This window comes from Streptomyces sp. A1277, from assembly GCF_004795015.1.
Taxonomy (GTDB): Bacteria; Actinomycetota; Actinomycetes; order Streptomycetales; family Streptomycetaceae; genus Streptomyces.
Genome location: NZ_SSBI01000006.1, coordinates 90509 through 115390 on the forward strand (window position 1 = coordinate 90509; position 24882 = coordinate 115390).

A 24882-nucleotide genomic window follows, 5' to 3' on the forward strand; every position below is an offset into this window, starting at 1 on the left:
GCGGGGGTAAACACAGGGCAATGCCTGCGCGTACTCCCACCTGCGGCCCGCGTCTCACTCCCAGGCCACGCGAATGAGCCTACCCGCCGCACCTGCCGGGCCGACAGGCCACAACGGTAAAGCGCTTTCCGCCGCACCCGCCGCAGGGTCAGAGCGCGTCCCTGCTCGCCTTGGCCACCCCCGCCGCCGCGCGCTCCAGGTCGTCGGCGGCGCGGTTGATGCGTTCCGTGGTGCGGGTCACCTGGCGGCCGAGGCGCTGGGCCTCGACGAACACCTTGATGGCCAGCACGCCGAGCACGGCGATTCCGAGGAATCCCAGGGCGATGGCGAGCATGGGCCAGAACATGCGCAGAGCCTCTCAGGAGCCGGTGTGCAGGCGCAGCGTGCGTACGCCGCCGTCGGTGAGGAGTTCCACTATCCGCTCCCCCGCCGGCTTGCGGACGCACGCGGCGCACTCGGGACAGGTGAAGGAGTAGAACGTGGTGCGGCTGGTGGCGCCGATCACGAGCCGGAACTCCGCCGCCGCCAGCTCGAAGCGCGCGCGGCAGTCGGGGCAGGCGGCCTTGAAGCGCGCCGACTGCGGCACCGGAACGGTGGATACGGCGGCGTGGCCCGGCAGCGCGGACAGGTGGCCCATGTCTCCTCAGCCGTCCCTTCAGGCCGCGCCGTCGTACGCGGCGAGCGCCGCCCGGGCCGCGACCCGCGCGCTCTCGGCGAGCTCCGGGGGCGAGACGATGCGCCCCTCCCCGCCGAGCCGCAGCGCGAGCCGGCGCAGCGAGGCCGGGTCGGGGGTGCGCAGGCTGATCCGCAGACCGCCGTCGGGCAGTTCCTCGGCCCGGTCGTGCGGGTAGTACTCGGCGACCCAGCGCCCGCCGGGGCCGACCTCGATCACGACCTCCGGGTCCTCGGCGGCCGGCTGGACCAGCCCCGCCGACAGGTCCCGCAGCTCCAGCTCGGGCGGGGCGGCGGGCTCGTCGAGCAGCCGGATCTCGGCGACCCGGTCGAGCCGGAAGGTGCGCCGGTCCTCGGAGGAGCGGCACCACGCCTCCATATAGGTGTGCCCGACGGCGAACAGCCGGATCGGGTCCACCTCGCGCTCGGTGAGTTCGTCGCGGGCGGGCGAGTAGTAGCGCAGCCAGAGCCGGCGCCGCTCCGAGATCGCCCGGTCCACCTCGGCGAAGACGCCGCCCTCGGACTCGAAGGTGACCGAGAGCCTGGAGCTGGCGGCGCCCACCTCGCCGGCGGCGGTCTCCAGCTTGGCGGTGGCGCGCAGCAGCGCCTGGCGGTCGCTCTCGCGGAGCCCGGGCAGGGTCGCCACGGCGCGGGCGGCGACCAGCAGGGCCGTCGCCTCGTCGGCGGCGAGCCGCAGGGGTTCGGCGACGTCGTCCGCGTTGTGCCACCAGATGCGGTCGCCGTCGGTGTCGATGTCGAGCAGGTCGCCGCCCCGGAAGCTGGTCCCGCACATGGGCAGCACGTCGAGGTCGGAGATCAGCTCGTCCTCGGTGATCCCGAAGGCCCGGGCGACGTCCTGGACGTGGGCGCCGGGGCGCTCGCGCAGATACGTCACCAGGGAGAGCATCCGGCGTGTCTGGTCGATGGCGTTCGTGGCCATGAATTCGGTCCCCTCAGTCCTTGGCCACGGCGCGCAGCCGGTCCACCACGTCGGCCCGCAGGTCCTCGGGTCCGGTGACGACGACGTCGGGGCCGAACTCGACGAGCCAGGCGTCCAGGCCGTGTCCGTACGGGATCTCCAACTCCTCCCACCCGTTCCCGAGTTCCCGGACCGATATGGCCCGGGCGCGCAGCGGGTATCCGGAGTCGGTGCGCAGCCTGATCAGGGCGGTCCGGGTGGCCGTCTCGCCGGCCCAGCTCTCGACGGTCTCGCGGACGGTGACGACGTCGGGCACCTCGGCGGTGAAGGCGCCGGCCCGGGAGCGGACCTTGCCGGTGATCCGGGAGAGCCGGAAGACGCGCTCGGCGCCGCGGTCCCGGTCCCAGCCGGCCAGGTACCAGTGGCCGCGCCAGCACTCCAGCGTCCACGGCTCGACGTGGCGCTGCTCGGGCTGGGCGGCGTTGGCCTTGCGGTAGTCGAAGACCACCGGGCGGCGGTCGCGGCAGGCCAGCATCAGGGGTTCGAACGCGGCCTCGTGGACGGGGATACGGGGTTCGAGGGCGCTGTGCACCTCGTAGGCGTCCTCGGTCTCGGGCATGCCGGCGGCCCGCAGCTTCTGCAGGGCGCCGCTGGCCGCACCGGCGAGGCGGGCCTGCTGCCAGACCTTGGCGGCCAGGCCGAGAGCGGCGGCCTCCTCGGCGTCCAGGGTGATCGGGGGGAGCCGGTTGCTGTCGCGCCGGGCGAGGTAGCCGGTGTCGCCGTCCAGGTTCTCCACGGTCTCGATGACCAGGCCCAGCTCGCGCAGATCGTCCTTGTCGCGCTCGAACATCCGGTTGAAGGCGTCGTCGGAGCCGGCTTCCAGGTATGCCTCGATGGAACCGCGCAGTTCGCGCTTGCTGAGCGGGCGCCGGGTCCCCAGCAGACACAGCGCGAGGTTCATCAGCCGCTCGGCCTTGGCAATCGCCATCGACGCCCTTTCTGTTGTGCTCTACGACGCCCGACCGTACCGCCCCGGGGTGTCCGGACAAAAGCGAGGGCCCGCGCCTTGCGGCACGGGCCCTCGGAGCGCGAGTGCGCGGGATCAGACGGCGACCAGGTCGCAGACGAAGATCAGAGTCTCGCCCGGGGCGATCGCGCTGCCCGCGCCGCGGTCACCGTAGGCGAGGTGCGCGGGGATGGTCAGCTGGCGACGGCCGCCGACCTTCATGCCCTGCACGCCCTTGTCCCAGCCCGCGATGACCTGACCGGCACCGAGCTGGAACTGCAGCGGCTTGCCGCGGTTCCACGAGGCGTCGAACTCCTCGCCGGTGGAGAAGGCCACACCCACGTAGTGGACGGAGACGAGCTGGCCGGCCTTGGCCTCCTCGCCCTCGCCCTCCCAGATGTCCTTGATCTCCAGGTCGGCCGGCGGCTCGCCACCCGGGAAGTCGACCTCGGGCTTCTCGATGCTCACTGACTTGCTCCTCTTACTGATGAACTGGGCAACCGGGACAGTCTTACATCTTCGCCAGGATGTCCACGGCGAACACCAACGTGGAGTTGGCGGGGATCGACTGCTGCTCCTTGTCGCCGAGGCCCTGGTCCGGCGGCACGACGAGGAGTACGCGGCTGCCGATCTTCTTGCCGACCAGACCGTTCTTCAGTCCCTTGAGGGTGACCTGGGCCAGCGGGAAGGTGGCCGTCTTGCCCGTGGTGTAGGTGTTGTCGAACTCCTTGCCGTCCTTCCACAGCTTGGCCACGTAGTTCACGACGACCGTGTCGGTGTCCTTGACGACGTCGCCCTTGGACTCCAGGACGTAGTCGGAGACCAGCTTCTTCGGCGGGTCGACCTTGCTGGGGATTTTCAGGCTCGGCGCCTTGCCGTCGGTCTCGGTACCCACCTTCGGCAGGTCGATGTCGTCCTGGGCGACGGCGGTGCCCTTGGCGGACGCCGGGATCTGCTTCGCCTTCAGGATGTCCACGACGAAGACGAGCGTGGCGTTCGGCTTGATGGGGTCCTGGCCCTGGGCGCCGTAGCCGAGGTCCGGGGGGATGACCAGCTCGACCCTGCTGCCGACCTTCTGGCCGACCAGGCCCTTCTCCCAGCCCTGGATGACCATGCCGGCGCCCAGCGTCAGGTCGAACGGCTGCTTGCGGTCGAAGCTGTTGTCGAACGGCTCGGTGGTGTCCCACTGCTGGCCGAGGTAGTTGACCTGGGCCACGTCGCCGTTCTTGAGCTTCGCGCCGTCGCCCTCGCTGATGACCTTGGTCTTCAGCTCCTTGGGCGGCGTTCCCTTGCCCTTGGCCAGGGTGGGCTTCTCGCCGAACTTCGCGCCCGCGGTGATGGCGGGGAAACCACCCGTGGAAGGGGCGGACGCGGAGGCGGAAGCGGAGTCGGAGCCCTTGTCGTCGCTGCCGCAGGCCGCTGACAACAGCAGCAGGGGGACGACGAGAAGGCCGGCAAGTCGGCGCACTGGTTCCTCAGATCTCAGACGGCATATGTGGGGGACACGCCCCGGGGGTCCGGGACCCCGCCACTCTAGGCCGTACGAGGGGCCCCGTACGAGGAACGTACGGGGCCCGAGTCGCAGCCGGTGCCTGGACGCATCCCGCGCCGGCTCACATACCCGCGATCAGCTTCTCCACGCGGTCGTCCACGGAACGGAACGGGTCCTTGCACAGCACCGTGCGCTGCGCCTGGTCGTTCAGCTTGAGGTGGACCCAGTCGACGGTGAAGTCCCGCCGCTGCTCCTGGGCCCGCCGGATGAAGTCGCCGCGCAGCCTCGCCCTGGTGGTCTGCGGAGGCACCGACTTGCCCTCGAAGATCTTCAGGTCGTTGCACACGCGGGCGGCCTGCCCCTTGCGCTCCAGCAGGTAGTACAGCCCCCGTCGGCGGTGGATGTCGTGGTAGGCGAGGTCTATCTGGGCGACCCGCGGATTCGACATGGTCATGTTGTGCTTGGCCCGGTACCGCTCGATGAGCTTGTACTTCATGACCCAGTCGATCTCGGTCTCGATCCGGTCGAGGTCCTCCGCCTCGATCGCGTCGAGCGTGCGGCCCCACAGTTCGAGGACGCGCTCGACGTTGCCCGTGCGGATGCCGCGGCGGTCGACGAAGTCCACGGCCTTCTCGTAGTACTCGCGCTGCACCTCTATGGCGGACGCCTCGCGGCCACTGGCGAGGCGGACCTTGCGCTGCCCGGTGGTGTCGTGGCTGACCTCGCGGATCGCCCGGATCGGGTTCTCCAGGGTCAGGTCGCGCATCACCGTGCCCGCCTCGATCATGCGGAGCACCAGGTCGGTCGCGCCGACCTTGAGCAGCATGGTCGTCTCGGACATGTTGGAGTCACCGACGATGACGTGGAGGCGGCGGTAGCGCTCCGCGTCCGCGTGCGGTTCGTCGCGGGTGTTGATGATCGGCCGGGAGCGCGTCGTCGCGGAGCTGACGCCCTCCCAGATGTGCTCGGCACGCTGGCTGACGCAGTAGACCGCGCCCCGCGGGGTCTGCAGCACCTTGCCGGCGCCGCAGATCAGCTGCCTGGTGACGAGGAAGGGAATGAGGATGTCCGCGAGGCGCGAGAATTCTCCGTGCCGGGCCACGAGGTAGTTCTCGTGGCATCCGTAGGAGTTTCCCGCCGAGTCGGTGTTGTTCTTGAAGAGGTAGACGTCGCCGGCGATTCCCTCCTCGTGCAGGCGGCGTTCGGCATCGACGAGCAAACCTTCGAGAATGCGCTCGCCGGCCTTGTCGTGGGTGACCAGTTCGGTCAGGTTGTCGCACTCGGGGGTTGCATATTCCGGATGCGATCCCACGTCGAGGTAGAGGCGGGCGCCGTTCCGCAGAAAGACATTGCTGCTGCGGCCCCATGACACAACACGGCGGAAGAGGTAGCGCGCCACTTCATCAGGAGACAGTCGGCGCTGTCCCCTGAACGTGCACGTGACGCCGTACTCGTTCTCCAGCCCGAAAATGCGGCGGTCCATGACTGAACATTACGCCTGATGACCCGAGCTGAAACCGGGTTCGACGGCACCGTTTCGATCATTTTCCGATCCTCGCACCGCTACGGCGGTGCGGGCGGGAGCTGCGAGGACCTTCCCGGTGGCCAGGAGGACGGCCAGGGCGGCCACCCCACCGGCCCCCGCGACGGCGAAGCTCCATGCCGTCCCGCCCAGCTCCACGGCCGGGCCGGCCACCGCCGTCCCGGCGGCCGCGCCCACCCCGAAGGTGGTCACGAGCCAGGAGAACGCCTCCGTCACCGTGCCGCGCGGGGCGTGCCGGTCCACGACGATGAACGAGCACGCGACGGCCGGGGCGAGGAACACCCCGGACACCGCGGCCAGCAGGGTCATCGCGACCACACCCGGCGTCAGCATCAGCGGCAGGTAGCCCAGCGCGAGCAGCCCCACGATCACCCGCAGCCGGCGCTCGGGCGCCCCGGCCCACTGCCGCGCCCCGTACGCCGCCCCGCCGATCAGCGCACCGAGCCCCAGGGCGGCCATCAGCCAGCCGTAGACGGACTCCCGGCCGTGGTCGTCGGCGTACGCCATGCCGGCCACGGTGATGGAGCCGAGCGCCAGCCCGACGAAGAAGAACGCGCCGAGCAGCGCCAGCAGCCCCGGTGAGCGCAGCGCGCCCAGCCAGTGCGCCTCGCGCGGGGCGGAGCGCCAGGTCCGCGAGGGCTCGGACAGCACGACGGACAGGGCGCCGAGTACGCCGATCGCGTTGATGACGATCAGGGCGGCGGCCGGCGACCAGAGCGCGACCAGGAGCGTCACGAGGAGCGGCCCGGCCGTGAACATGACCTCCTGGGCGACCGCGTCCATGGCGTAGGCCCGGTGCACCCGGTCCTCGCGGCCCAGCACGCTCGGCCACAGGGCCCGCAGGCCGCCCTCCAGCGGCGGGGTGAACACACCGGCCACGGCCACCGCCGCGTAGGCGAGCGGCAGGGAGCCGAAGCCCGCCACGGCGAGCAGGGCCATGCCGAGGGCGGACACGACGGCGGCGGGCAGCTGGACGCGCGGCTGCCCGTACAGGTCCACCGCGCGGCCCAGCAGCGGCTGTCCGACCGCCGTGGCCAGCCCGTAGACGGCCGCGAGCGCGCCCGCGAGGGTGTAGCTGCCGCCCTCGGCCCGGACGAACAGCACGATCGCGATGTTCGCGGTGCCGTTGGGCAGCCGGCCCACCAGGGTGCCCGTCAGCAGCTGCGCGGCATGCCGCGCCCGGAGGATGTCCAGATATCCCGCGGCCATGTCCCGCCCCTCTCCCCCGGACGCCCGTTCGGGCCGCGAGGTTTTACGTATAACTACCGGGTTCATACGTACCATGAGCCCGTCCTCAGGTCCACCGCACGGGCCTGCCCCGACCGGCCCGGAGGCCCGCGTGACCAGCCCAGCACCGCCCGGCCCGCCCCGGCCCACCAGCCGTGACGTGGCACGGGCCGCAGGCGTCTCCCAGGCCACGGTCTCCCTCGTCCTCGGCGACAAATGGCGGGGCCGGGTCTCCGAGACCACCGCCGGGCGGGTGCGCGACGCCGCCCGGGGCCTCGGCTACCGGCCCAACCTCGCCGCCCGCAATCTGCGCCTCGGCCGGACCAGGACGGCCCTCCTGGTCGTCCCCGCCCTCACCAACGAGTTCTTCGCCCGGGTGTACACCGGCGCCGCCGCGGTCGCCGCCGAACACGGCTTCGGGGTCGTCCTCTACCCCTCCCCCGACGGCACCGGCCCGGCCCGCGACCCCTTCCCCTCGGCCCGCACCGCCCTGGACGGGGTCATCGCCTCGTCCATGGCCGCCGACGCGCTCGACGCCCTGCACGGCGCGGACGTCCCGCTGGTGATGCTGGACAGCGACCCCTCGGCACCGGGCCCCGCCGCCCGGGTCAACCTCGACATCGCCGACGGGATGCGCCAGGTCGCCCGCCACCTGCTCGCCCTCGGCCACCGGCGCTTCCTCCACCTCGCCGCGGCCGTCGACACCTGGACGTTCACGGCCCGCGGGGACGCCCTCCACGAGGCGCTGCGCGAGGTCCCGGGCACCGAGGTGCGCACCGTGTCCGCCGCGCTGGACGTACGGGCGGGGCGCGAGGGCGCGGAGCGCGCGCTGAGGGGCCCGGGGCCCCGCCCCACCGCGGTCGTGTGCGACGACGACATCCTGGCGGCGGGCGCCTGCAAGGCCGCGCGCAGGCTCGGGCTGCGGGTGCCGGACGACCTGTCGGTCACCGGCTTCGACGATCTGGCCCTAGCCACGGCCGTGGAGCCGGAACTGACCACGGTGCAGCTGCCCGCCGAGCAGGTCGGCGAGCGCGGCATGGCCGCCCTGCTGGCCGTCCTGGACGGGCGGAGCGCCCAGCCGGGCAGCCTGCCGGTGCGGCTGGTCACCCGCGGCTCCTCGGCCCCGCCGCCCGGCCCCCCGCACGCATGACGGAGCCCCGGCCCGCCGGAGGGGCGGACCGGGGCCGGAGCGTCGCGGTGCGGGCGGCCGGGGCCGCTACTCCACGTCCCCTCCGGAATCGGTGGTTTCCGTCGCGCCCTTCGGGTCCGACGTGGCCGCGGGCGTATCCGCGGCGTCGCCGTCCTCCGCGTCGGACGGGGCGTCCGTCGGGGTCGATGCGGCGGCGTCCGCCTCCAGCAGCCGGGCCAGCTGCCGGCCGACGATCCGCTTGAACTTGCGCTGCTGGGGCCTCGTACGGTCCAGGACCGCGACCTCCAGCCGCTCCGCGGGGATCTCCCGCTCGCTGCCGTTGGGATCGCGCGACAACGCCTGCACCGCCAGCTTCAGCGCCTCGGCGAGCGACATTCCGTCACGGTGGCGCTGGTCCAGGAAGGTGCTGATCTGCTCCGCGTTGCCGCCGACCGCGACCGAGCCGTGCTCGTCCACGATCGAGCCGTCGTGCGGCAGCCGGTAGATCTGGTCGCCCTCCGGCTCGGCGCCGACCTCGGCGACGACCAGTTCCACTTCGTAAGGCTTCTCGGCCGCACTGGAGAAAATGGTGCCGAGCGTCTGCGCGTAGACGTTCGCCAGTCCACGCGCCGTCACATCGTCGCGGTCATAGGTGTATCCGCGCAGATCCGCATAACGCACACCGCCGATGCGGAGGTTCTCGTACTCGTTGTACTTACCGGCCGCGGCGAAACCGATCCGGTCATAGATCTCGCTGAACTTGTGCAGTGCACGGGACGGGTTCTCGCCGACGAACACAATTCCGTCGGCGTACTGCAGCACAACCAGGCTGCGACCACGGGCGATGCCCTTCCGGGCGTATTCCGCCCGGTCGGCCATGGCCTGCTGAGGTGAGACATAGAACGGCGTCGACACCGGCTATCCGTCCCTTTCTGTCAGTGGCAGGAGCATCGAAGAAGCCTGGATACGAACGCTCAGAGCAGCGCGGCGCGCGGGCCGTCGGGCTGTTCCAGGCGGCGCTCCAGAATCGACCGGGCGATCTCGGAGGATTCCACCTCGGTCAGCCTCCGGAAGCCCTCGTCGGTGATGACGGTGACGATCGGATAGATCCGGCGGGCCACGTCCGGGCCGCCGGTCGCCGAGTCGTCGTCCGCCGCGTCGTACAGCGCCTGCACGACCAGCGTGAGCGTCTGCTCCTCCGTCAGGTCCTCGCGGTAGAGCTTCTTCATCGAGCCCCGGGCGAAGATCGAGCCGGAGCCGGTGGAGGCGTACCCGTGCTCCTCGGAACGCCCGCCGGTGACGTCGTAGCTGAAGATCCGCCCGCGCTCGCGGTCGACGTCGTAGCCGGCGAAGAGCGGGACGACGGCGAGGCCCTGCATGGCCATCGCGAGGTTGCTCCGGATCATCGTGGAGAGCCGGTTCGCCTTGCCCTCCAGGGAGAGCTGGGCGCCTTCCACCTTCTCGAAGTGCTCCAGCTCCAACTGGAAGAGCTTGACCATCTCCACGGCGAGTCCCGCCGTACCGGCGATGCCCACCGCCGAGTACTCGTCGGCCGGGAAGACCTTCTCGATGTCGCGCTGCGCGATCATGTTGCCCATGGTCGCCCGCCGGTCACCGGCCAGGACGACACCGCCGGGGAAGGTCGCCGCCACGATCGTCGTGCCGTGGGGCGCCTCGATGACCCCCTTCATGGGCGGCATCTGGCGGTTGCCCGGCAGCATCCCGGGCGCCTGGTCGGACAGGAAGTCCATGAAAGAGGACGACCCCGGCGTCAGGAAGGCAGCTGGTAGACGCCCGGTGCTACGAGTGTTGGCTTCCACGCGTTTCCCTCCAGGTATGCGATGGCCCTGCGCAAGGCGTCAGGATCATCTCCCAACTTGCCGATGGCCGAATTGCAGTTGAAGCACGGTACGTCCCGGACCCTACCCGCCCGGCGGCGGTGATCCACATAGGAGGCGGGGGCAATCGGACCGGTAGCGCGGTCCGATCGCCCGCGGTGTGCGGCACGGGCGGATCGCCCGTGCCGCACACCCGCCGGCTCCGGCGCCGGGCCGGTTACTCGCCGCCCTTTTGCACGAATGACCGGACGAAATCCTCTGCGTTGGACTCGAGCACGTCGTCGATCTCGTCGAGGACGTCGTCCACGTCGTCGCTCAGCTTCTCCTGGCGTTCCTTGAGGTCCTCGGAGCCCTGCGCGTCCTGCGCCTGCTCCTCGGCCTCCTCGGTGGAGCGCGTCGCCTTCTGCTGTCCGCCGCCGGTGTCCTTGGTCGCCATATAGCTCACCCCGCTCGGTTCGAAGCACTTGATCAGACCCTACCCATGGGGTCCGACATTGGCCCGGTACTTGTCTCAACGTCCGGAGGTCATCGGAATGATTCCCAGCCGGAGGCCCTTTCAGCCGCCCGACAGGACCTGGACCAGCTCCTGAGCCGTACGGCAGCGGTCCAGGAGGCCCTGTACGTGTTCGCGGGTGCCCCGCAGCGGCTCCATCGTGGGCACGCGCTGCAGCGAGTCCTGGCCCGGCAGGTCGAAGATGACCGAGTCCCAGGAGGCCGCGGCGACGTCGTCCGCGTACTGTTCGAGACAGCGGCCGCGGAAGTACGCCCTGGTGTCCTCCGGCGGCGCCGTGCGGGCCCGTCCGACCTCGTCCTCGTCGAGCAGGCGCTTCATCCGGCCGCGGGCCACCAGGCGGTTGTACAGCCCCTTGTCGGGCCGTACGTCGGCGTACTGGAGGTCCACCAGGTGCAGCCGCGCCGCGTCCCAGTCCAGGCCGTCGCGGCGCCGGTAGCCCTCCATGAGCTGGCGCTTGGCGACCCAGTCCAGCTCGCCGGCCAGGCTCATCGGGTCGTTCTCCAGGCGGTTGAGGGTGTCCTCCCACCGGCTGAGGACGTCCTTGGTCTGCTCGTCCGCGTCCGCCCCGTACCGCTCCTCGACGTATTTGCGGGCCAGCTCGAAGTACTCCATCTGAAGCTGCACCGCGGTGAGTGTCCGGCCGCTGCGCAGCGTGATCAGCTGCCGGAGCTCCGGGTCGTGGGAGACCTCGTGCAGGGTGCGCACCGGCTGGTCCACGGCCAGGTCGACGTTGATGAAGCCGTCCTCGATCATGGACAGGACGAGCGAGGTGGTGCCCAGCTTGAGATAGGTGGAGATCTCCGAGAGGTTGGCGTCGCCGATGATCACGTGGAGCCGGCGGTACTTCTCGGCGTCGGAGTGCGGCTCGTCGCGGGTGTTGATGATCGGGCGCTTGAGCGTGGTCTCCAGGCCGACCTCGACCTCGAAGTAGTCCGCGCGCTGGCTGAGCTGGAAGCCGTGCTCGTGGCCGTCCTGGCCGATTCCGACCCGTCCGGCGCCGGTGACCACCTGCCGCGAGACGAAGAACGGCGTCAGGTGCCGCACGATGTCCGAGAAGGGGGTCTCCCGCTTCATCAGGTAGTTCTCGTGCGTCCCGTAGGAGGCGCCCTTGTTGTCGGTGTTGTTCTTGTAGAGCAGGATCGGCTGGGCGCCGGGCAGCTGCGCCGCGCGCTCGGCGGCCTCCGCCATGATGCGCTCGCCGGCCTTGTCCCACAGGACCGCGTCCCTGGGGTTGGTGATCTCCGGGGAGCTGTACTCCGGGTGTGCGTGGTCGACGTAGAGCCGGGCCCCGTTGGTGAGGATCACATTGGCCAGGCCGATGTCCTCGTCCGTGAGCTGGCTGGAGTCGGCGGTCTCGCGGGCGAGGTCGAAGCCTCGCGCGTCCCGCAGCGGATTCTCCTCCTCGAAGTCCCAGCGGGCGCGGCGCGCCCGGTGCATCGCCGCCGCGTAGGCGTTGACGATCTGGGACGAGGTGAGCATGGCATTGGCGTTGGGGTGTCCCGGCACGGAGATCCCGTACTCGGTCTCGATGCCCATTACTCGCCGTACGGTCATGCGGCCCTCCTTGCCCGGCGACGCTCCCTTCCGGGGCGGCGCTCAAGTACCGCTGCTTCTTCGGTGCGTGCGGTCCGCCCGTGCCGAGCTGCGTGGACGGGCGGTACGCCAGAGCCTAGAACGCCTCTGTGCCGGTGGGGAGATCAATTGCGTCGTGATTGCCGCGGTGTCGCCGCGGCTGTCCGGAAAGCAACCGGCTGCGGATGCCCGGCCGGGCATCCGCAGCCGGTACGCCTTCTACAGGTACTGCCCGGTGTTCGCCACCGTGTCGATGGAACGGCCGGTGTCCGCGCCCTGCTTTCCGGTGACGAGCGTGCGGATGAAGACGATCCGCTCGCCCTTCTTGCCGGAGATGCGGGCCCAGTCGTCCGGGTTGGTGGTGTTCGGCAGGTCCTCGTTCTCCTTGAACTCGTCCACGCATGCCTGGAGGAGGTGGGAGACGCGAAGGCCCTTCTGGCCGTGGTCGAGGAATGCCTTGATGGCCATCTTCTTGGCCCGGTCGACGATGTTCTGGATCATCGCGCCGGAGTTGAAGTCCTTGAAGTACAGGACCTCCTTGTCGCCGTTGGCGTACGTGACCTCGAGGAAGCGGTTCTCCTCGGACTCGGTGTACATCCGCTCGACGACCGACTGGATCATGGCGTGCGCGGCGGCTTCCTTGGAGCCGGTGTGCTCGGCCAGGTCGTCCGAGTGCAACGGCAGCGAGGGGGTGAGGTACTTCGCGAAGATGTCCTTCGCGGCCTCCGCGTCCGGACGCTCGATCTTGATCTTCACATCGAGCCGGCCGGGGCGCAGGATCGCGGGGTCGATCATGTCCTCGCGGTTGGAGGCGCCGATGACGATGACGTTCTCCAGGCCCTCGACGCCGTCGATCTCGGCGAGCAGCTGGGGGACGATGGTGTTCTCCACGTCCGAGCTGACGCCGGATCCGCGGGTGCGGAAGAGGGACTCCATCTCGTCGAAGAAGACGATGACGGGGGTACCCTCGCTCGCCTTCTCGCGGGCACGCTGGAAGACCAGGCGGATGTGGCGCTCGGTCTCGCCGACGTACTTGTTGAGGAGTTCGGGGCCCTTGATGTTGAGGAAGTAGCTCTTTCCGGCGGGCTGGCCGGTGACCTCGGCGACCTTCTTCGCGAGGGAGTTGGCGACGGCCTTGGCGATGAGCGTCTTGCCGCAGCCGGGCGGGCCGTAGAGCAGGATGCCCTTCGGCGGGCGCAGCTCGTGCTCGCGGAAGAGGTCGGGGTGGAGATAGGGGAGCTCGACCGCGTCCCGGATCAGCTCGATCTGGTCGCCCAGGCCGCCGATCTTGTCGTAGTCGATGTCCGGTACTTCTTCGAGGACGAGCTCTTCGACCTCGCTCTTGGGAACGACTTCGTAGACGTAGCCGGACCTGGGTTCGAGCAGCAGGGCGTCGCCGGGGCGGATGGTGATGTCCAGCAGCGGCTCGGCGAGCCTCACCACCCTTTCCTCGTCGGTGTGCCCGATGACCAGGGCGCGTTCGCCGTCCTCAAGGATCTCCTTGAGGGTGACGATGTCCCCGGCCCGCTCGAATTCCATGGCGTCGACCACGTTGAGCGCTTCGTTGAGCATGACTTCCTGGCCGCGCCGGAGGTCTTCGAGCTCGACGCTGGGACTGACGTTCACCCGGAGCTTGCGGCCCCCGGTGAAGATGTCGCAGGTGCCGTCCTCGTTGGCCTGCAGGAACACGCCGAAGCCTGCCGGTGGCTGTGCGAGCCGGTCGACCTCTTCCTTGAGGGCCACGATCTGGTCGCGGGCCTCGCGGAGTGTGCTTGCGAGCCGTTCGTTCTGGGCGGACACGCCTGCGAGGTTGGTCTGCAACTCGACGATCCGCTCTTCGAGAATCCTCGTATGACGCGGAGAGTCGGCGAGCTTACGTCGCAGGACGGCGATTTCCTGCTCAAGATAGGCGACCTGGCCGGCTGGGTCGTCGGACCCCCGCCCGGGCCGGATGCCGCGGTTGATGTCGTCGTCGTGGGCTGCCACGGTCCTCACCTCCTCCAAGGGGAGCTGGACGCTTCCTGACCCTACCTGGGTGGGTGGTGATTGAAACCCCTAGATCACAAAGACTGTGGGGTGTGTCCGATCTTCACCCTTGCGCTCTCCCTCGTCCCAGGTGAATACCCACCGTTCAACATCGGAAAGCCGCCGGTTGTATCGTCGAAGCGTTCAACACCCGTCAGGACTGGCTTTTTCCGGTCCGGATACGCAGGAAACGGCAGGCGACATGACCGTGCGGCAGGACGCTCCCACCGATGGCGAGGCGCAGGACCTGGAGGTCTGGATCGACCAGGACCTCTGCACGGGCGATGGGATCTGCGTGCAGTACGCGCCCGAGGTGTTCGAGCTGGACATCGACGGTCTGGCGTATGTGAAGAGCGACGAGGACGAGCTGCTCCAGGACAAGGGCGCGACCACCCCGGTGCCGCTGCCGCTGCTTCAGGACGTCGTCGACTCGGCGAAGGAGTGCCCGGGCGACTGCATCCACGTGCGGCGCGTTTCGGACAGGGTCGAGGTCTACGGGCCCGAGGCGGCCTGATCCCCGGCGGCCGGGCGGGCGGTCAGACGCCCTTGTCGGAGGGCCCGGCCGTCCGGCCGGTGCGGATGAAGGCGCCGTTCTGCCACTTCCAGGTCACTTTCTCCTGCTGGTCGGGGCAGCAGGAGGGTACGGAGGACGAGGAGTAGCCGAGGAGCGTGGCGGAGATGACGCGGTCGCGGACCGTGAAGTCGCCGATGCTCAGTTGCTGGGCGGGGTCCACCAGGGTCGCGACGATCCGGGGAGTGGCCCCGCTTCCCTGTGTGAGGACGTAGACGCCGCTGGGCGGGGTGCCCAGTCCGGCCGCGCAGTGGACGACGGCGACGGTCTCGGGCCGGCCGTCGCCGTCGAGGTCGCCGGGTGCCTCCTTGGCCACCGTGTTGCCGAGGTCGCCGCAGTCGAGCGGGAAGGCCGCCTTGGCGGGGTCGGGCGCCGCGGCGCGGACGGTGCCGTGCCGGGCGCCGGCGGCCGGGTGGGGCGTGGAGGCCGAGGCGCTCGCGTCCGGCTGGAGCAGACCGGCGGCCGCGACGACGGCGGCCATGGCGGCCGCGGTGGCGAGCCAGTGCATCGGCCTGGTGTCGGTGTGCGCGAGGTCCGGGAGCGCGGAGGGCTGCACGCGGGATGTCTCCTGTTGTGGTTCCTGTGGTGCGGGATGCCGGATGAGGCGGTGCCGCCGCCTCGGCGTCGGCGGTGCGGGGGTGGCCAGCATCGTGCCACACCTCACACGGCAGGGGAACGGTGGGGTGGCGGAGGATCACGGCCCCCGCGCAGGCCCGGGGAACCGTGACGGGAACGAAAAGGCGCCGCCGCCGGGCTCCCGGGTCGGTCCGGGAACTCGGCGGCGGCGCCGGTGCGTTGCGGGAGGTCAGTCCCGGGGGGCGGAGCCGCTCTGGCTGCCCGGGCCGTCGTAGTCCTCGCCGTAGGCGCCCTTGGAGGGGCGGCGGCGCCGGGCCGGGGCCTGGACGCCGTCGGCGAGCCGGCGGGCGGTGACGAGGAAGCCGGTGTGGCCGATCATGCGGTGGTCCGGGCGGACGGCGAGTCCCTCGACGTGCCAGTTGCGGATCATCGACTCCCAGGGCTGCGGTTCGGCGAAGCAGCCGTTCTCGCGGATGGACTCGACCGTCCGGGAGAGCTGGGTGGTGGTGGCGACGTACGCGCAGAGGATGCCGCCGGGGACGAGCGCCTTGGAGACGGCGTCCAGGCATTCCCAGGGCGCCAGCATGTCCAGCACGACGCGGTCCACGTCGGTGTCCGTGAGGTTGTCCTGGAGGTCGCCGACGGTGAGCTGCCAGGCCGGGTGGGGGCTGCCGAAGTAGCGCTCGACGTTCTGCTGGGCGATCTCGGCGAAGTCCTCGCGGCGCTCGTAGGAGTGCAGCATGCCCTGTTCGCCGATGGCGCGGAGCAGGAAGGTGGAGAGCGCGCCCGAGCCGACGCCCGCCTCCACGACGCGGGCGCCGGGGAAGATGTCGCCGAAGGCGAGGATCTGCCCCGCGTCCTTCGGGTAGACCACGGCGGCGCCGCGGGGCATGGACAGGACGTAGTCGGGGAGCAGGGGGCGCAGCGCGAGGTAGGCGACGTTTCCCGTGGTACGGACCACACTGCCCTCGGGGGCACCGATCAGCTCGTCGTGCGGGAAAGAACCCTTGTGGGTGTGGAAGTTCTTTCCGGCTTCGAGCGTGAAGGTGTGGTGGCGTCCCTTGGGATCGGTGAGCTGGACCTGGTCCCCGACCTTGAAGGGCCCGCGTCGGCGGGCGGCACCGGTCGGTTCAGACATGTGACCAGCGTACCGGTGTTTCGGGGGCCGCCGACCGCTGCCCGTACAGACGTGCGAGCGTCAGGCGGCGGGGCGGGCCATGGCGGCGACGAAGGCCCGCTCGACGTCGGCGGTGGAGAGGACCCCGTAGATCTCACCGGTCTCCTCCACGACGAGGTACTCGGTGGCGGGGGCGGCCTTGAGGCGGTCCAGGAGGGCTTCGCCGGCGAGTTCGGCGGAGACCTTCATGCCGTCGGTGAGGTCTTGGGCGAGGCCGCTGACGGGGACCCAGGGTCGGCGGTGCTCGGGGATGCCGACGATGGCGGTCTCCCGGACGAGGGCCTTGGGTGTGCCGTTGCCGTCGACCACGACGAGCGCGCGGGCGCCGGCTTCGTTGGCGCGGCGCAGGGCCTCGGAGAGCGGGGTGGCGGCCTCGACGGGGACGGCGCGCCGGGTGAGGCTGCGGGCGCGCAGGTCGGGGAGGTGTTCGCGGAGCCGGGCCATGCGCAGGCTGTTGCCCGCGCCGGTCCAGATGATGGCGGCGAGGATCGCGGCGAGCAGGGCGTCGGTGACGGTTTCCATGCCGCTGATCTCGCCGGGGTCGTTGCCGAGGGCCCCAGTGCGGGTGAGCAGGGGCAGGCCGATGAGGGTGCCGACGGCGAGGGCGCGGCCGACCCAGGCGGCGGCGACGGTGCCGCTCATGGGGCGGCCGGTGATCTTCCAGACGACGGCCCTGAGCATGCGGCCGCCGTCGAGCGGGAGTCCGGGCAGCAGGTTGAAGGCGGCGACGATGAGGTTGGAGATCATCAGCCCGCCGAGCAGGACGGCGGGGACGGTGCCGCGCTCGACGAAGAGCAGCGGTACGTAGAAGAGGCCGGCCAGGACCAGGGAGAGCAGCGGGCCCACGAAGGCGAGGACGAATTCGCGGCCGGGGGTCTCGGTCTCCTTCTCGATCTCGGAGACGCCGCCGAAGAACTGGAGCTGGATGCGGCGGACGGGGAGCTTGTAGCGCAGCGCGGCGACCGTGTGCGCGAGTTCGTGCACGAGCACGGAGGCGTAGAAGGCGATCGCGAAGAAGAGCGCGACGAGGTAGCGGGCTGCGCCGAGGCCGGGCAGGATCCGGTCGAGCTGGCCGCCGAAGACCCAGGTGATCAGGGCCGCCACCACGAACCAGCTGGGGGCGACGTAGACGGGTACGCCGAAGGGGCGGCCCATGAGGATGCCGCCTCCCGGCTCGTCCCGGCGCCGGGGCGCGCCCTTGCCGGGGTCGTCGCCGGGGCCGGTTCCCCCCGGGCCGGGGCGCGGCTGCCGGCTGTCGCCGCTCTCGTCCACGGGGTCCCTTCGGTTCGGTGCCCTTCGGCACGATGATGCGGTGTTCGAGGGTCTGTGGTCGATGGTATGCCGGTTGGTGTCAGTGGGGGGTCGTAGGGTCTTCGTCATGACCTCCGTTCCGCCCCGGCCGCAGCCGCCCTCGTCGCTCTCTCCGTCGCGGGCGAGTGACTTCATGCAGTGCCCCCTGCTGTACCGCTTCCGGGTCATCGACAAGCTGCCCCAGAAGCCCAGTGAGGCCGCTACCCGTGGCACGCTGGTCCATGCGGTGCTTGAGCGGCTGTTCGACAATCCGGCGGCGGAGCGCACGCCCGGCCGGGCGACGGCGCTGGTCCCGGGGCAGTGGGACCGGCTGCTGGAGTCGAAGCCGGAGCTCTCCGAGCTCTTCGCGCAGGATCCGGAGGGCGAGCGGCTGGCGCAGTGGCTGGCGCAGGCGGAGCGGCTGGTGGAGCGCTGGTTCTCGCTGGAGGACCCGACGCGTCTTGAGCCGGCGGAGCGCGAGCTGTTCGTGGAGACGGAGCTGGAGTCGGGGCTGCGGCTGCGCGGGGTGATCGACCGGATCGATGTGGCGCCGACGGGCGAGGTCCGGATCGTCGACTACAAGACGGGGAAGGCGCCGCGTCCGGAGTACGCGGAGGGCGCCCTGTTCCAGATGAAGTTCTACGCCCTGGTCGTGTGGCGGCTGAAGGGTGTGGTGCCGCGCCGGCTGCAGCTGGTCTATCTGGGCAGCGGTGACGTGATGACGTACGACCCGGTCGTGGCGGACCTGGAGCGGGTGGAGCGCAAGCTGCTGGCGCTGTGGGAGGCGATCTCGCTGGCCACGCGGACGGGCGAGTGGCGGCCGCGGCCGACGAAGCTGTGCGGCTGGTGCGATCACCAGGCGCTCTGTCCCGAATTCGGCGGGACTCCCCCGGTCTATCCGCTGACCGTGCGCCCGGCGGATCCGGCGGAGGATGACCAGGGCAGAATGGACCCGGTCCGGGCTGAGGCCGGCCGGCCTGTGGCCCTTGACGGGCATTGAGGAGATCTGGTGGCTATCCGCGTCCTTCTGGTCGACGACCAACCGCTGCTGCGCACCGGCTTCCGGATGATTCTGGAGGCCGAGGGCGATCTGGCGGTGGTCGGTGAGGCCGGTGACGGTCTCCAGGCCATCGACCAGGTGCGCGCGCTCCAGCCCGATGTGGTGCTCATGGACATCCGGATGCCCCGGATGGACGGGGTCGAGGCGACCCGCCAGATCACCGGCCCGGGCCGGGACGGTCCGGCCAAGGTGCTGGTGCTGACCACGTTCGACCTCGACGAGTACGTGGTGGAGGCGCTGCGGGCGGGCGCGAGCGGCTTCCTGCTGAAGGACGCGCCGGCCGATGAGCTGGTTCAGGCCATCCGGGTGGTGGCGGGCGGCGAGGCGATGCTCGCCCCGAGCGTCACGCGCCGGCTGCTCGACAAGTACGCGGACCACCTGCCGTCCGGCGAGGAGCCGGTGCCGGACACGCTGCACACGCTGACGGACCGCGAGGTGGAGGTCCTGAAGCTGGTGGCGCGCGGCCTGTCGAACGCGGAGATCGCCGCCGACCTGTTCGTCAGCGAGACGACGGTGAAGACGCACGTGGGCCATGTGCTGACGAAGCTGGGCCTGCGCGACCGCGTGCAGGCCGCGGTGTACGCGTACGAGAGCGGCCTGGTGCGCCCCGGCGCCCAGTGAGGCGTGGGCGGGGGCCCGGGGGTGTCTCGCGTGCCTCGCGGCGGGCTTCGTGGCCGTGCGCCGCGCCTGGTCCGTTCAGGTGACCAGGCCCCTGAGGAACGCGAGATCGACTTCTTCGAGGGAGCCCACGACGACCCGGCCGGCGGCGGGCGCGATCGGTGAGACCGAGGGCACCGCGACGACCCGGCAGCCGGCCGCCTCCGCCGCGGCGACCCCGGTCGCGGTGTCCTCGATGACGGCGCACAGCCGGGGGTCGGCGCCGAAGCCGCGGGCGGCGGTGAGGTAGGGCTCGGGGTGCGGCTTGGTGCGGGTGACCTCGTCGCCCGCGACGGTGAGCGCGAAGTGGTGGCGGCCCACGGAGTCAAGGACCCGGTCGATGATCCGGCGGTGCGAGGCGGAGACGAGGGCGGTGGGGATCTCGTGCCGGTGCAGTTCGGCCAGGAGTCTCGCGGCGCCCGGCATCAGCGGCACGCCGCGGCCGATGCGCTTCTCGAACCGGTCGTTGAGCAGCACGGTCAGCTCGTCCAGGGTGACGTCGGCTCCGGTGACCTCGATGAGGTAGCCGGCGCTGCGGGTCATCGGCCCCCCGACGACGACCTCGCGCCACGCCTCGTCCAGCCGGTGCCCGAGGTCGGCGAAGACCTCGGCCTCGACGTCCCACCAGAAGCCCTCGGTGTCGACCAAGGTGCCGTCCATGTCGAGGAACACGGCCTGGAGGGCAGCGCCCTCGGCCGTACGGGTCAGGGACGCGGGAACCGTACTGGTCATCCGGCACACCTTCCATGAGGGACGAGAAGGCCGGCCGCCCGTCCCGGAGGAAGGGCGACCGGCCTGCATTGGACCGACCAGTGTACGACCTGATCGGCTACCGCGCGGCGAACGGTGTCCTACCGCGCGTTGAAGTACTTCGCTTCCGGGTGGTGGATGACGATCGCGTCGGTGGACTGCTCGGGGTGGAGCTGGAACTCCTCGGAGAGGTGGACGCCGATCCGCTCCGGCTGGAGCAGGTCCGCGATCTTCGCCCGGTCCTCCAGGTCGGGGCAGGCGCCGTAGCCCAGCGAGAAGCGGGCGCCCCGGTACTTCAGGGCGAACATGTCCTCGACGTCCGCCGGGTCCTCCCCCGCGAAGCCCAGCTCCGAGCGGACCCGTGCGTGCCAGTACTCGGCGAGCGCCTCGGCCAGCTGTACGGAGAGCCCGTGCAGCTCCAGGTAGTCGCGGTAGGAGTTGGCCTCGAAGAGCTTGGCGGTCTCGCCGCCGATCTTCGAGCCGACGGTGACGACCTGGAGGCCGATGACGTCCGTCTCGCCGGACTCCTCGGGGCGGAAGAAGTCCGCCAGGCACAGGCGGCGGCCGCGGCGCTGGCGCGGGAAGGTGAAGCGGGTACGCTCCGAGCCGTCCTCGTGCAGCAGGATCAGGTCGTCGCCCTTGGAGACGCAGGGGTAGTAGCCGTAGACGACGGCCGCTTCCAGCAGGTTCTCCGTCTGCAGCCTGTCGAGCAGGCCGCGCAGGCGCGGGCGGCCCTCGCTCTCGGCGAGCTCCTCGTACGTCGGTCCGTCACCGGCCCTGCCCTGCTTGAGGCCCCACTGGCCCTTGAACAGGGCGCCCTCGTCCAGCCAGGAGGCGTACTCCTTGAGCTGGATGCCCTTGACGACCCGGCTGCCCCAGAACGGCGGGGTGGGCACCGGATTGGTGACGGAGACGTCGGAGCGCACGCCCTCCTCCGGTTCCTCGACCTCCAGCACGGCGGTGTCGCGCTGGGGGACGCGGCGCTGCTTCAGCTCGGGGAGGGTGGCGCCGGGGACGCCGCGCTTGACGGCGATGAGCGCGTCCATCAGGCGCAGGCCCTCGAAGGCGTCGCGGGCGTAGCGGACCTCGCCCTCGTAGATCTCGTGGAGGTCCTGCTCGACGTAGGCGCGGGTGAGGGCGGCGCCGCCCAGGATCACCGGGTACTCGGCGGCCAGTTTGCGCTGGTTCAGCTCCTCCAGGTTCTCCTTCATGATCACGGTGGACTTGACCAGGAGGCCGGACATCCCGATGACGTCCGCCTTGTGCTCCTCGGCGGCTTCCAGGATCGCGGAGACGGGCTGCTTGATGCCGATGTTGACGACGTTGAAGCCGTTGTTGGACAGGATGATGTCGACGAGGTTCTTGCCGATGTCGTGGACGTCGCCGCGGACGGTGGCCAGGACGATGGTGCCCTTGCCCTCGGCGTCGGTCTTCTCCATGTGCGGTTCCAGGTAGGCCACCGCGCTCTTCATGACCTCGGCGGACTGGAGCACGAACGGCAGCTGCATCTGGCCGGAGCCGAAGAGTTCGCCGACGACCTTCATGCCCTCCAGCAGGGTGTTGTTGACGATGTCCAGGGCCGGCGTGTCCTGAAGGGCCTCGGCGAGGTCGTCCTCCAGGCCGTTCTTCTCGCCGTCGATGATGCGGCGCTGGAGGCGCTCGTCCAGCGGCAGGGCGAGCAGTTCCTCGGCCTTGCCCTCCTTCATCGACTTCATGTTGACGCCCTCGAAGAGCTCCATGAGCTTCTGCAGGGGGTCGTAGCCCTCGGCGCGGCGGTCGTAGAGGAGGTCGAGGGCGACCTTGACCTGCTCCTCCTCCAGCCGGGCGATCGGCAGGATCTTCGAGGCGTGCACGATGGCGGAGTCGAGGCCGGCCTTGACGCACTCGTCCAGGAAGACGGAGTTCAGCACGGTGCGGGCGGCCGGGTTGAGGCCGAAGGAGATGTTCGACAGGCCGAGCGTGGTCTGCACGGCCGGGTGGCGCTTCTTCAGCTCGCGGATGGCCTCGATGGTGGCGATGCCGTCCTTGCGGGACTCCTCCTGGCCGGTGCAGATGGTGAAGGTCAGGGTGTCGATCAGGATGTCCGACTCCTGGATGCCCCAGTTGCCGGTCAGGTCCGCGATGAGCCGTTCGGCGATGGCGACCTTGTGCTCGGCGGTGCGGGCCTGGCCCTCCTCGTCGATGGTGAGGGCGATCAGCGCGGCGCCGTGCTCGGCGGCCAGCCGGGTGACCTTGACGAAGCGGGACTCGGGCCCGTCGCCGTCCTCGTAGTTGACGGAGTTGAGGACCGCGCGGCCGCCGAGCTTCTCCAGGCCGGCCCGCAGCACGGGCAGCTCCGTGGAGTCCAGGACGATCGGCAGGGTCGAGGCGGTCGCGAACCGGCCGGCCAGCTCCTCCATGTCGGCGACGCCGTCGCGGCCCACGTAGTCGACGCACAGGTCGAGCATGTGCGCGCCCTCGCGGATCTGGTCGCGGGCCATCTCCACGCAGTCGTCCCAGCGGCCTTCGAGCATGGCCTCGCGGAACTTCTTGGACCCGTTGGCGTTCGTACGCTCGCCGATGGCCAGGTACGAGGTGTCCTGGCGGAAGGGCACGGTCTGGTACAGGGAGGCGGCGCCGGGCTCGGGGCGCGGGTCGCGGGTCGCGGGGGCGGCGCCGCGCACGCGCTCGACGACCTGGCGCAGGTGCTCCGGAGTCGTACCGCAGCAGCCGCCGACCAGTGAGAGCCCGTACTCCTGGACGAACGTCTCCTGCGCGTCGGCCAGCCCCTCGGGGCCGAGCGGGAAGTGCGCGCCGTCCTTGGTGAGGACCGGCAGTCCGGCGTTGGGCATGCAGAGCAGCGGGATGCGGGAGTGGCGGGTGAGGTAGCGCAGGTGCTCGCTCATCTCGGCCGGCCCGGTCGAGCAGTTCAGACCGATCATGTCGATGCCGAGCGGTTCCAGGGCGGTGAGGGCCGCGCCGATCTCGGAGCCCAGCAGCATGGTGCCGGTCGTCTCGAAGGCGAGCGAGCACAGCAGTGGCAGGTCGCTGCCCAGGGCGTCCAGGGCGCGGCGGGCGCCGAGGATCGCGGCCTTGGTCTGCAGGAGGTCCTGGGTCGTCTCCACGATCAGCGCGTCGGCGCCGCCGGCGACGAGGCCCTCGGCGTTCGCCTGGAAGCCGTCGCGGATGGTGACGTAGGGGACGTGGCCGAGGGTCGGGAGCTTGGTGCCGGGGCCCATGGAGCCGAGCACCCAGCGCTGCTCCCCGGTGGAGGCGGTGTACTCGTCGGCGACCTCGCGGGCGATGCGCGCGCCGGCCTCGGACAGCTCGTGGACCCGCTCGGGGATGTCGTACTCGCCGAGGGCCGCCGTGTTGGCGCCGAAGGTGTTGGTCTCGACGCAGTCGACGCCGACGGAGAAGTACGCCTCGTGCACGGAGCGCACGATGTCCGGCCGGGTGAGGTTCAGGATCTCGTTGCAGCCTTCGAGGTTCTCGAAGTCCGCGAGCGTGGGGTCCTGCGCCTGGAGCATCGTGCCCATGGCTCCGTCGGCCACCACCACTCGGGTGGCGAGCGCCTCACGGAGGGCTGCGGCTCGGTTCCGGCTGTCGGCGGAAGAGGTCGGCGACGAGGCCATGGATGTACTCCCTGGGTTGCGACGGCTGTCGGCTTTGCGTCTTCGGCGGAAGGCGCACCCGGTCAGGGTAGCCGGGCCTTCTCCCGGGCGGTCACTCTGTCCCACGAGCCGGACTGCATGCTGTGTCCGGGGTGGCGGGGAGCTGCGGACTTCCGCCGCGGTCGAGCGCGGGTCGGCATCGGCCGATAGTGTTCAGCATTGTCGAACAAGGTGGAGGAGTACGGCGCGATGGCCAAGAACATCCAGTCGCTGGAGCGGGCGGCCGCGATGCTGCGGCTGCTGGCAGGCGGCGAGCGGCGGCTCGGGCTGTCCGACATCGCCTCCTCCCTGGGCCTGGCCAAAGGCACCGCACACGGCATCCTGCGCACGCTCCAGCACGAGGGATTCGTCGAGCAGGACGCCGCGTCCGGCCGCTACCAGCTCGGGGCGGAACTGCTGCGCCTGGGCAACAGCTACCTCGACGTCCACGAGCTGCGGGCCCGGGCCCTGGTCTGGACGGACGACCTGGCCCGGTCCAGCGGCGAGAGCGTCCACCTGGGCGTGCTGCACCAGCAGGGCGTGCTGATCGTCCACCACGTCTTCCGCCCCGACGACAGCCGGCAGGTCCTGGAGGTGGGGGCCATGCAGCCGCTGCATTCCACGGCCCTGGGCAAGGTGCTGTCCGCGTACGACCCGGTGGCCCACACGGAGGCGCTGGAGGCCGAGCGCCGGTCGTTCACGCCCCGGACCGTCACCGGCCCGGAGGAGTTCGAGGCGATGCTCGACCTGACCCGGGCCCGGGGCTGGGCGGCCGACGTGGAGGAGACCTGGGAGGGGGTGGCCGCGGTGGCCGCCCCGATCCACGACCGGCGCCGGATGCCGGTGGGGGCCATCGCCGTCACCGGTGCGGTGGAGCGGGTCTGCAAGGACGGGGAGCTGCGCCCCGAGCTGGTCGCGGCCGTACGCGACTGCGCCCGCGCGGTCTCCCGGGACCTGGGCGCCCGGCGCTTCTGAGCCCCCGCCCCGCCGTCGCGCCGGGCACCCCCGTACACCCGTCGGCCGTCACCGACGGCCGAGTCCGCGGTCACAACCTCTTGACGCTGGCTTCGCCCGGGAGAAACACTGCCGTTCACCGGTCGGCATTGTCGAACACTTAACGGAAATACGCGTTAGGGTGTGACTGTGCCAAGGGCCGGCCAAGCCCTCACACGAGGGCGCGGACCACCGGAGGGACCCGGGGTTCGGCTTCCCTGGACGAACGACAAAGGAGT

23 protein-coding genes and 1 pseudogene are annotated in these 24882 nt (G+C 70.7%); 5 read left to right on the forward strand and 19 right to left on the reverse strand.

What is annotated here, in order from left to right:
• Positions 1-148: 148 nt before the first annotated feature.
• From E6R18_RS06200 to E6R18_RS06235, 8 genes are all read right to left on the reverse strand, one after another.
• Positions 149-346 (reverse strand): hypothetical protein, encoded by a 198-nt coding sequence (locus tag E6R18_RS06200; protein ID WP_136315821.1) that lies wholly within the window; start codon positions 344-346, stop codon positions 149-151.
• Between the two features lie 12 nt (positions 347-358).
• Positions 359-637, reverse strand: coding sequence for a hypothetical protein (locus E6R18_RS06205; protein ID WP_136315822.1), 279 nt, complete (start codon positions 635-637; stop codon positions 359-361).
• An 18-nt stretch (positions 638-655) separates the two neighbouring features.
• Positions 656-1612 (reverse strand): WYL domain-containing protein, encoded by a 957-nt coding sequence (locus E6R18_RS06210; protein WP_136315823.1) that lies wholly within the window; start codon positions 1610-1612, stop codon positions 656-658.
• Positions 1613-1625: 13 nt separating this feature from the next.
• Entirely contained in the window at positions 1626-2579 is a 954-nt protein-coding gene (locus E6R18_RS06215; RefSeq protein WP_136315824.1) for a WYL domain-containing protein, read from the reverse strand.
• A gap of 114 nt (positions 2580-2693) precedes the next feature.
• Entirely contained in the window at positions 2694-3065 is a 372-nt protein-coding gene (locus E6R18_RS06220) for an FKBP-type peptidyl-prolyl cis-trans isomerase (protein WP_136315825.1), read from the reverse strand.
• A gap of 43 nt (positions 3066-3108) precedes the next feature.
• A complete protein-coding gene (locus E6R18_RS06225; RefSeq protein ID WP_136315826.1) occupies positions 3109-4065 on the reverse strand; it encodes an FKBP-type peptidyl-prolyl cis-trans isomerase in 957 nt (318 codons plus the stop codon).
• Positions 4066-4210: 145 nt separating this feature from the next.
• Positions 4211-5572, reverse strand: coding sequence for a Pup--protein ligase (gene pafA / locus E6R18_RS06230; protein ID WP_136204044.1), 1362 nt, complete (start codon positions 5570-5572; stop codon positions 4211-4213).
• Positions 5573-5581: 9 nt separating this feature from the next.
• Positions 5582-6841: an MFS transporter gene (locus tag E6R18_RS06235; protein ID WP_136315827.1), complete on the reverse strand. Its 1260-nt coding sequence runs from the start codon at positions 6839-6841 to the stop codon at positions 5582-5584.
• A 130-nt stretch (positions 6842-6971) separates the two neighbouring features.
• On the opposite strand from E6R18_RS06235, the gene E6R18_RS06240 reads away from it, so the two are divergent.
• Positions 6972-8009, forward strand: a complete 1038-nt coding sequence (locus E6R18_RS06240) for a LacI family DNA-binding transcriptional regulator (protein ID WP_206308226.1) — start codon at positions 6972-6974, stop codon at positions 8007-8009.
• Between the two features lie 66 nt (positions 8010-8075).
• Here the strand turns inward: E6R18_RS06240 and prcA are convergent, their stop codons facing one another.
• The 6 genes and pseudogenes from prcA to arc form a co-directional block, all read right to left on the reverse strand.
• Entirely contained in the window at positions 8076-8903 is an 828-nt protein-coding gene (gene prcA / locus E6R18_RS06245) for a proteasome subunit alpha (protein ID WP_136315828.1), read from the reverse strand.
• 59 nt (positions 8904-8962) lie between these two features.
• Positions 8963-9808, reverse strand: coding sequence for a proteasome subunit beta (gene prcB / locus E6R18_RS06250; RefSeq protein ID WP_136315829.1), 846 nt, complete (start codon positions 9806-9808; stop codon positions 8963-8965).
• A pseudogene (locus tag E6R18_RS06255) lies at positions 9760-9951 on the reverse strand (endonuclease domain-containing protein); the annotation flags it as partial. The gene prcB and the pseudogene E6R18_RS06255, both read right to left, overlap by 49 nt.
• A gap of 92 nt (positions 9952-10043) precedes the next feature.
• Complete coding sequence (locus E6R18_RS06260) at positions 10044-10262, reverse strand: ubiquitin-like protein Pup (protein ID WP_136315830.1); 219 nt, start codon at positions 10260-10262, stop codon at positions 10044-10046.
• Between the two features lie 120 nt (positions 10263-10382).
• Positions 10383-11894, reverse strand: a complete 1512-nt coding sequence (gene dop, locus E6R18_RS06265; protein WP_136315831.1) for a depupylase/deamidase Dop — start codon at positions 11892-11894, stop codon at positions 10383-10385.
• A gap of 237 nt (positions 11895-12131) precedes the next feature.
• Positions 12132-13898 carry a proteasome ATPase gene (arc, locus tag E6R18_RS06270; RefSeq protein WP_136315832.1) on the reverse strand — a complete coding sequence of 589 codons (1767 nt, stop codon included), beginning with the start codon at positions 13896-13898 and terminating at the stop codon, positions 12132-12134.
• A gap of 241 nt (positions 13899-14139) precedes the next feature.
• Here arc and E6R18_RS06275 point away from each other — a divergent pair, with 241 nt between their 5' ends.
• A complete protein-coding gene (locus tag E6R18_RS06275) occupies positions 14140-14451 on the forward strand; it encodes a ferredoxin (RefSeq protein WP_136315833.1) in 312 nt (103 codons plus the stop codon).
• 22 nt (positions 14452-14473) lie between these two features.
• On the opposite strand, the gene E6R18_RS06280 is transcribed toward E6R18_RS06275, so the two are convergent.
• The 3 genes from E6R18_RS06280 to E6R18_RS06290 form a co-directional block, all read right to left on the reverse strand.
• Positions 14474-15064, reverse strand: coding sequence for a hypothetical protein (locus E6R18_RS06280; RefSeq protein WP_136315834.1), 591 nt, complete (start codon positions 15062-15064; stop codon positions 14474-14476).
• A 249-nt stretch (positions 15065-15313) separates the two neighbouring features.
• On the reverse strand, positions 15314-16222 hold the full coding sequence (locus E6R18_RS06285; protein ID WP_136315835.1) for a tRNA (adenine-N1)-methyltransferase: 909 nt from the start codon (positions 16220-16222) through the stop codon (positions 15314-15316).
• Between the two features lie 60 nt (positions 16223-16282).
• The gene (locus E6R18_RS06290) at positions 16283-17533 is read right to left on the reverse strand and encodes a site-2 protease family protein (RefSeq protein ID WP_136315836.1); all 1251 of its coding nucleotides are present in this window, start codon (positions 17531-17533) and stop codon (positions 16283-16285) included.
• A gap of 172 nt (positions 17534-17705) precedes the next feature.
• Here E6R18_RS06290 and E6R18_RS06295 point away from each other — a divergent pair, with 172 nt between their 5' ends.
• On the forward strand, positions 17706-18551 hold the full coding sequence (locus E6R18_RS06295) for a PD-(D/E)XK nuclease family protein (protein ID WP_240799612.1): 846 nt from the start codon (positions 17706-17708) through the stop codon (positions 18549-18551).
• 9 nt (positions 18552-18560) lie between these two features.
• The gene (locus E6R18_RS06300) at positions 18561-19232 is read left to right on the forward strand and encodes a response regulator transcription factor (RefSeq protein WP_136315837.1); all 672 of its coding nucleotides are present in this window, start codon (positions 18561-18563) and stop codon (positions 19230-19232) included.
• A gap of 75 nt (positions 19233-19307) precedes the next feature.
• On the opposite strand, the gene E6R18_RS06305 is transcribed toward E6R18_RS06300, so the two are convergent.
• Together E6R18_RS06305 and metH are read right to left on the reverse strand one after the other, a co-directional pair.
• Positions 19308-20000, reverse strand: a complete 693-nt coding sequence (locus E6R18_RS06305) for an HAD family phosphatase (RefSeq protein ID WP_136315838.1) — start codon at positions 19998-20000, stop codon at positions 19308-19310.
• Between the two features lie 119 nt (positions 20001-20119).
• Positions 20120-23632: a methionine synthase gene (gene metH / locus E6R18_RS06310; protein WP_136315839.1), complete on the reverse strand. Its 3513-nt coding sequence runs from the start codon at positions 23630-23632 to the stop codon at positions 20120-20122.
• A gap of 210 nt (positions 23633-23842) precedes the next feature.
• Here metH and E6R18_RS06315 point away from each other — a divergent pair, with 210 nt between their 5' ends.
• Positions 23843-24625: an IclR family transcriptional regulator gene (locus E6R18_RS06315; protein WP_206308228.1), complete on the forward strand. Its 783-nt coding sequence runs from the start codon at positions 23843-23845 to the stop codon at positions 24623-24625.
• The last annotated feature ends 257 nt before the right edge of the window (positions 24626-24882 follow it).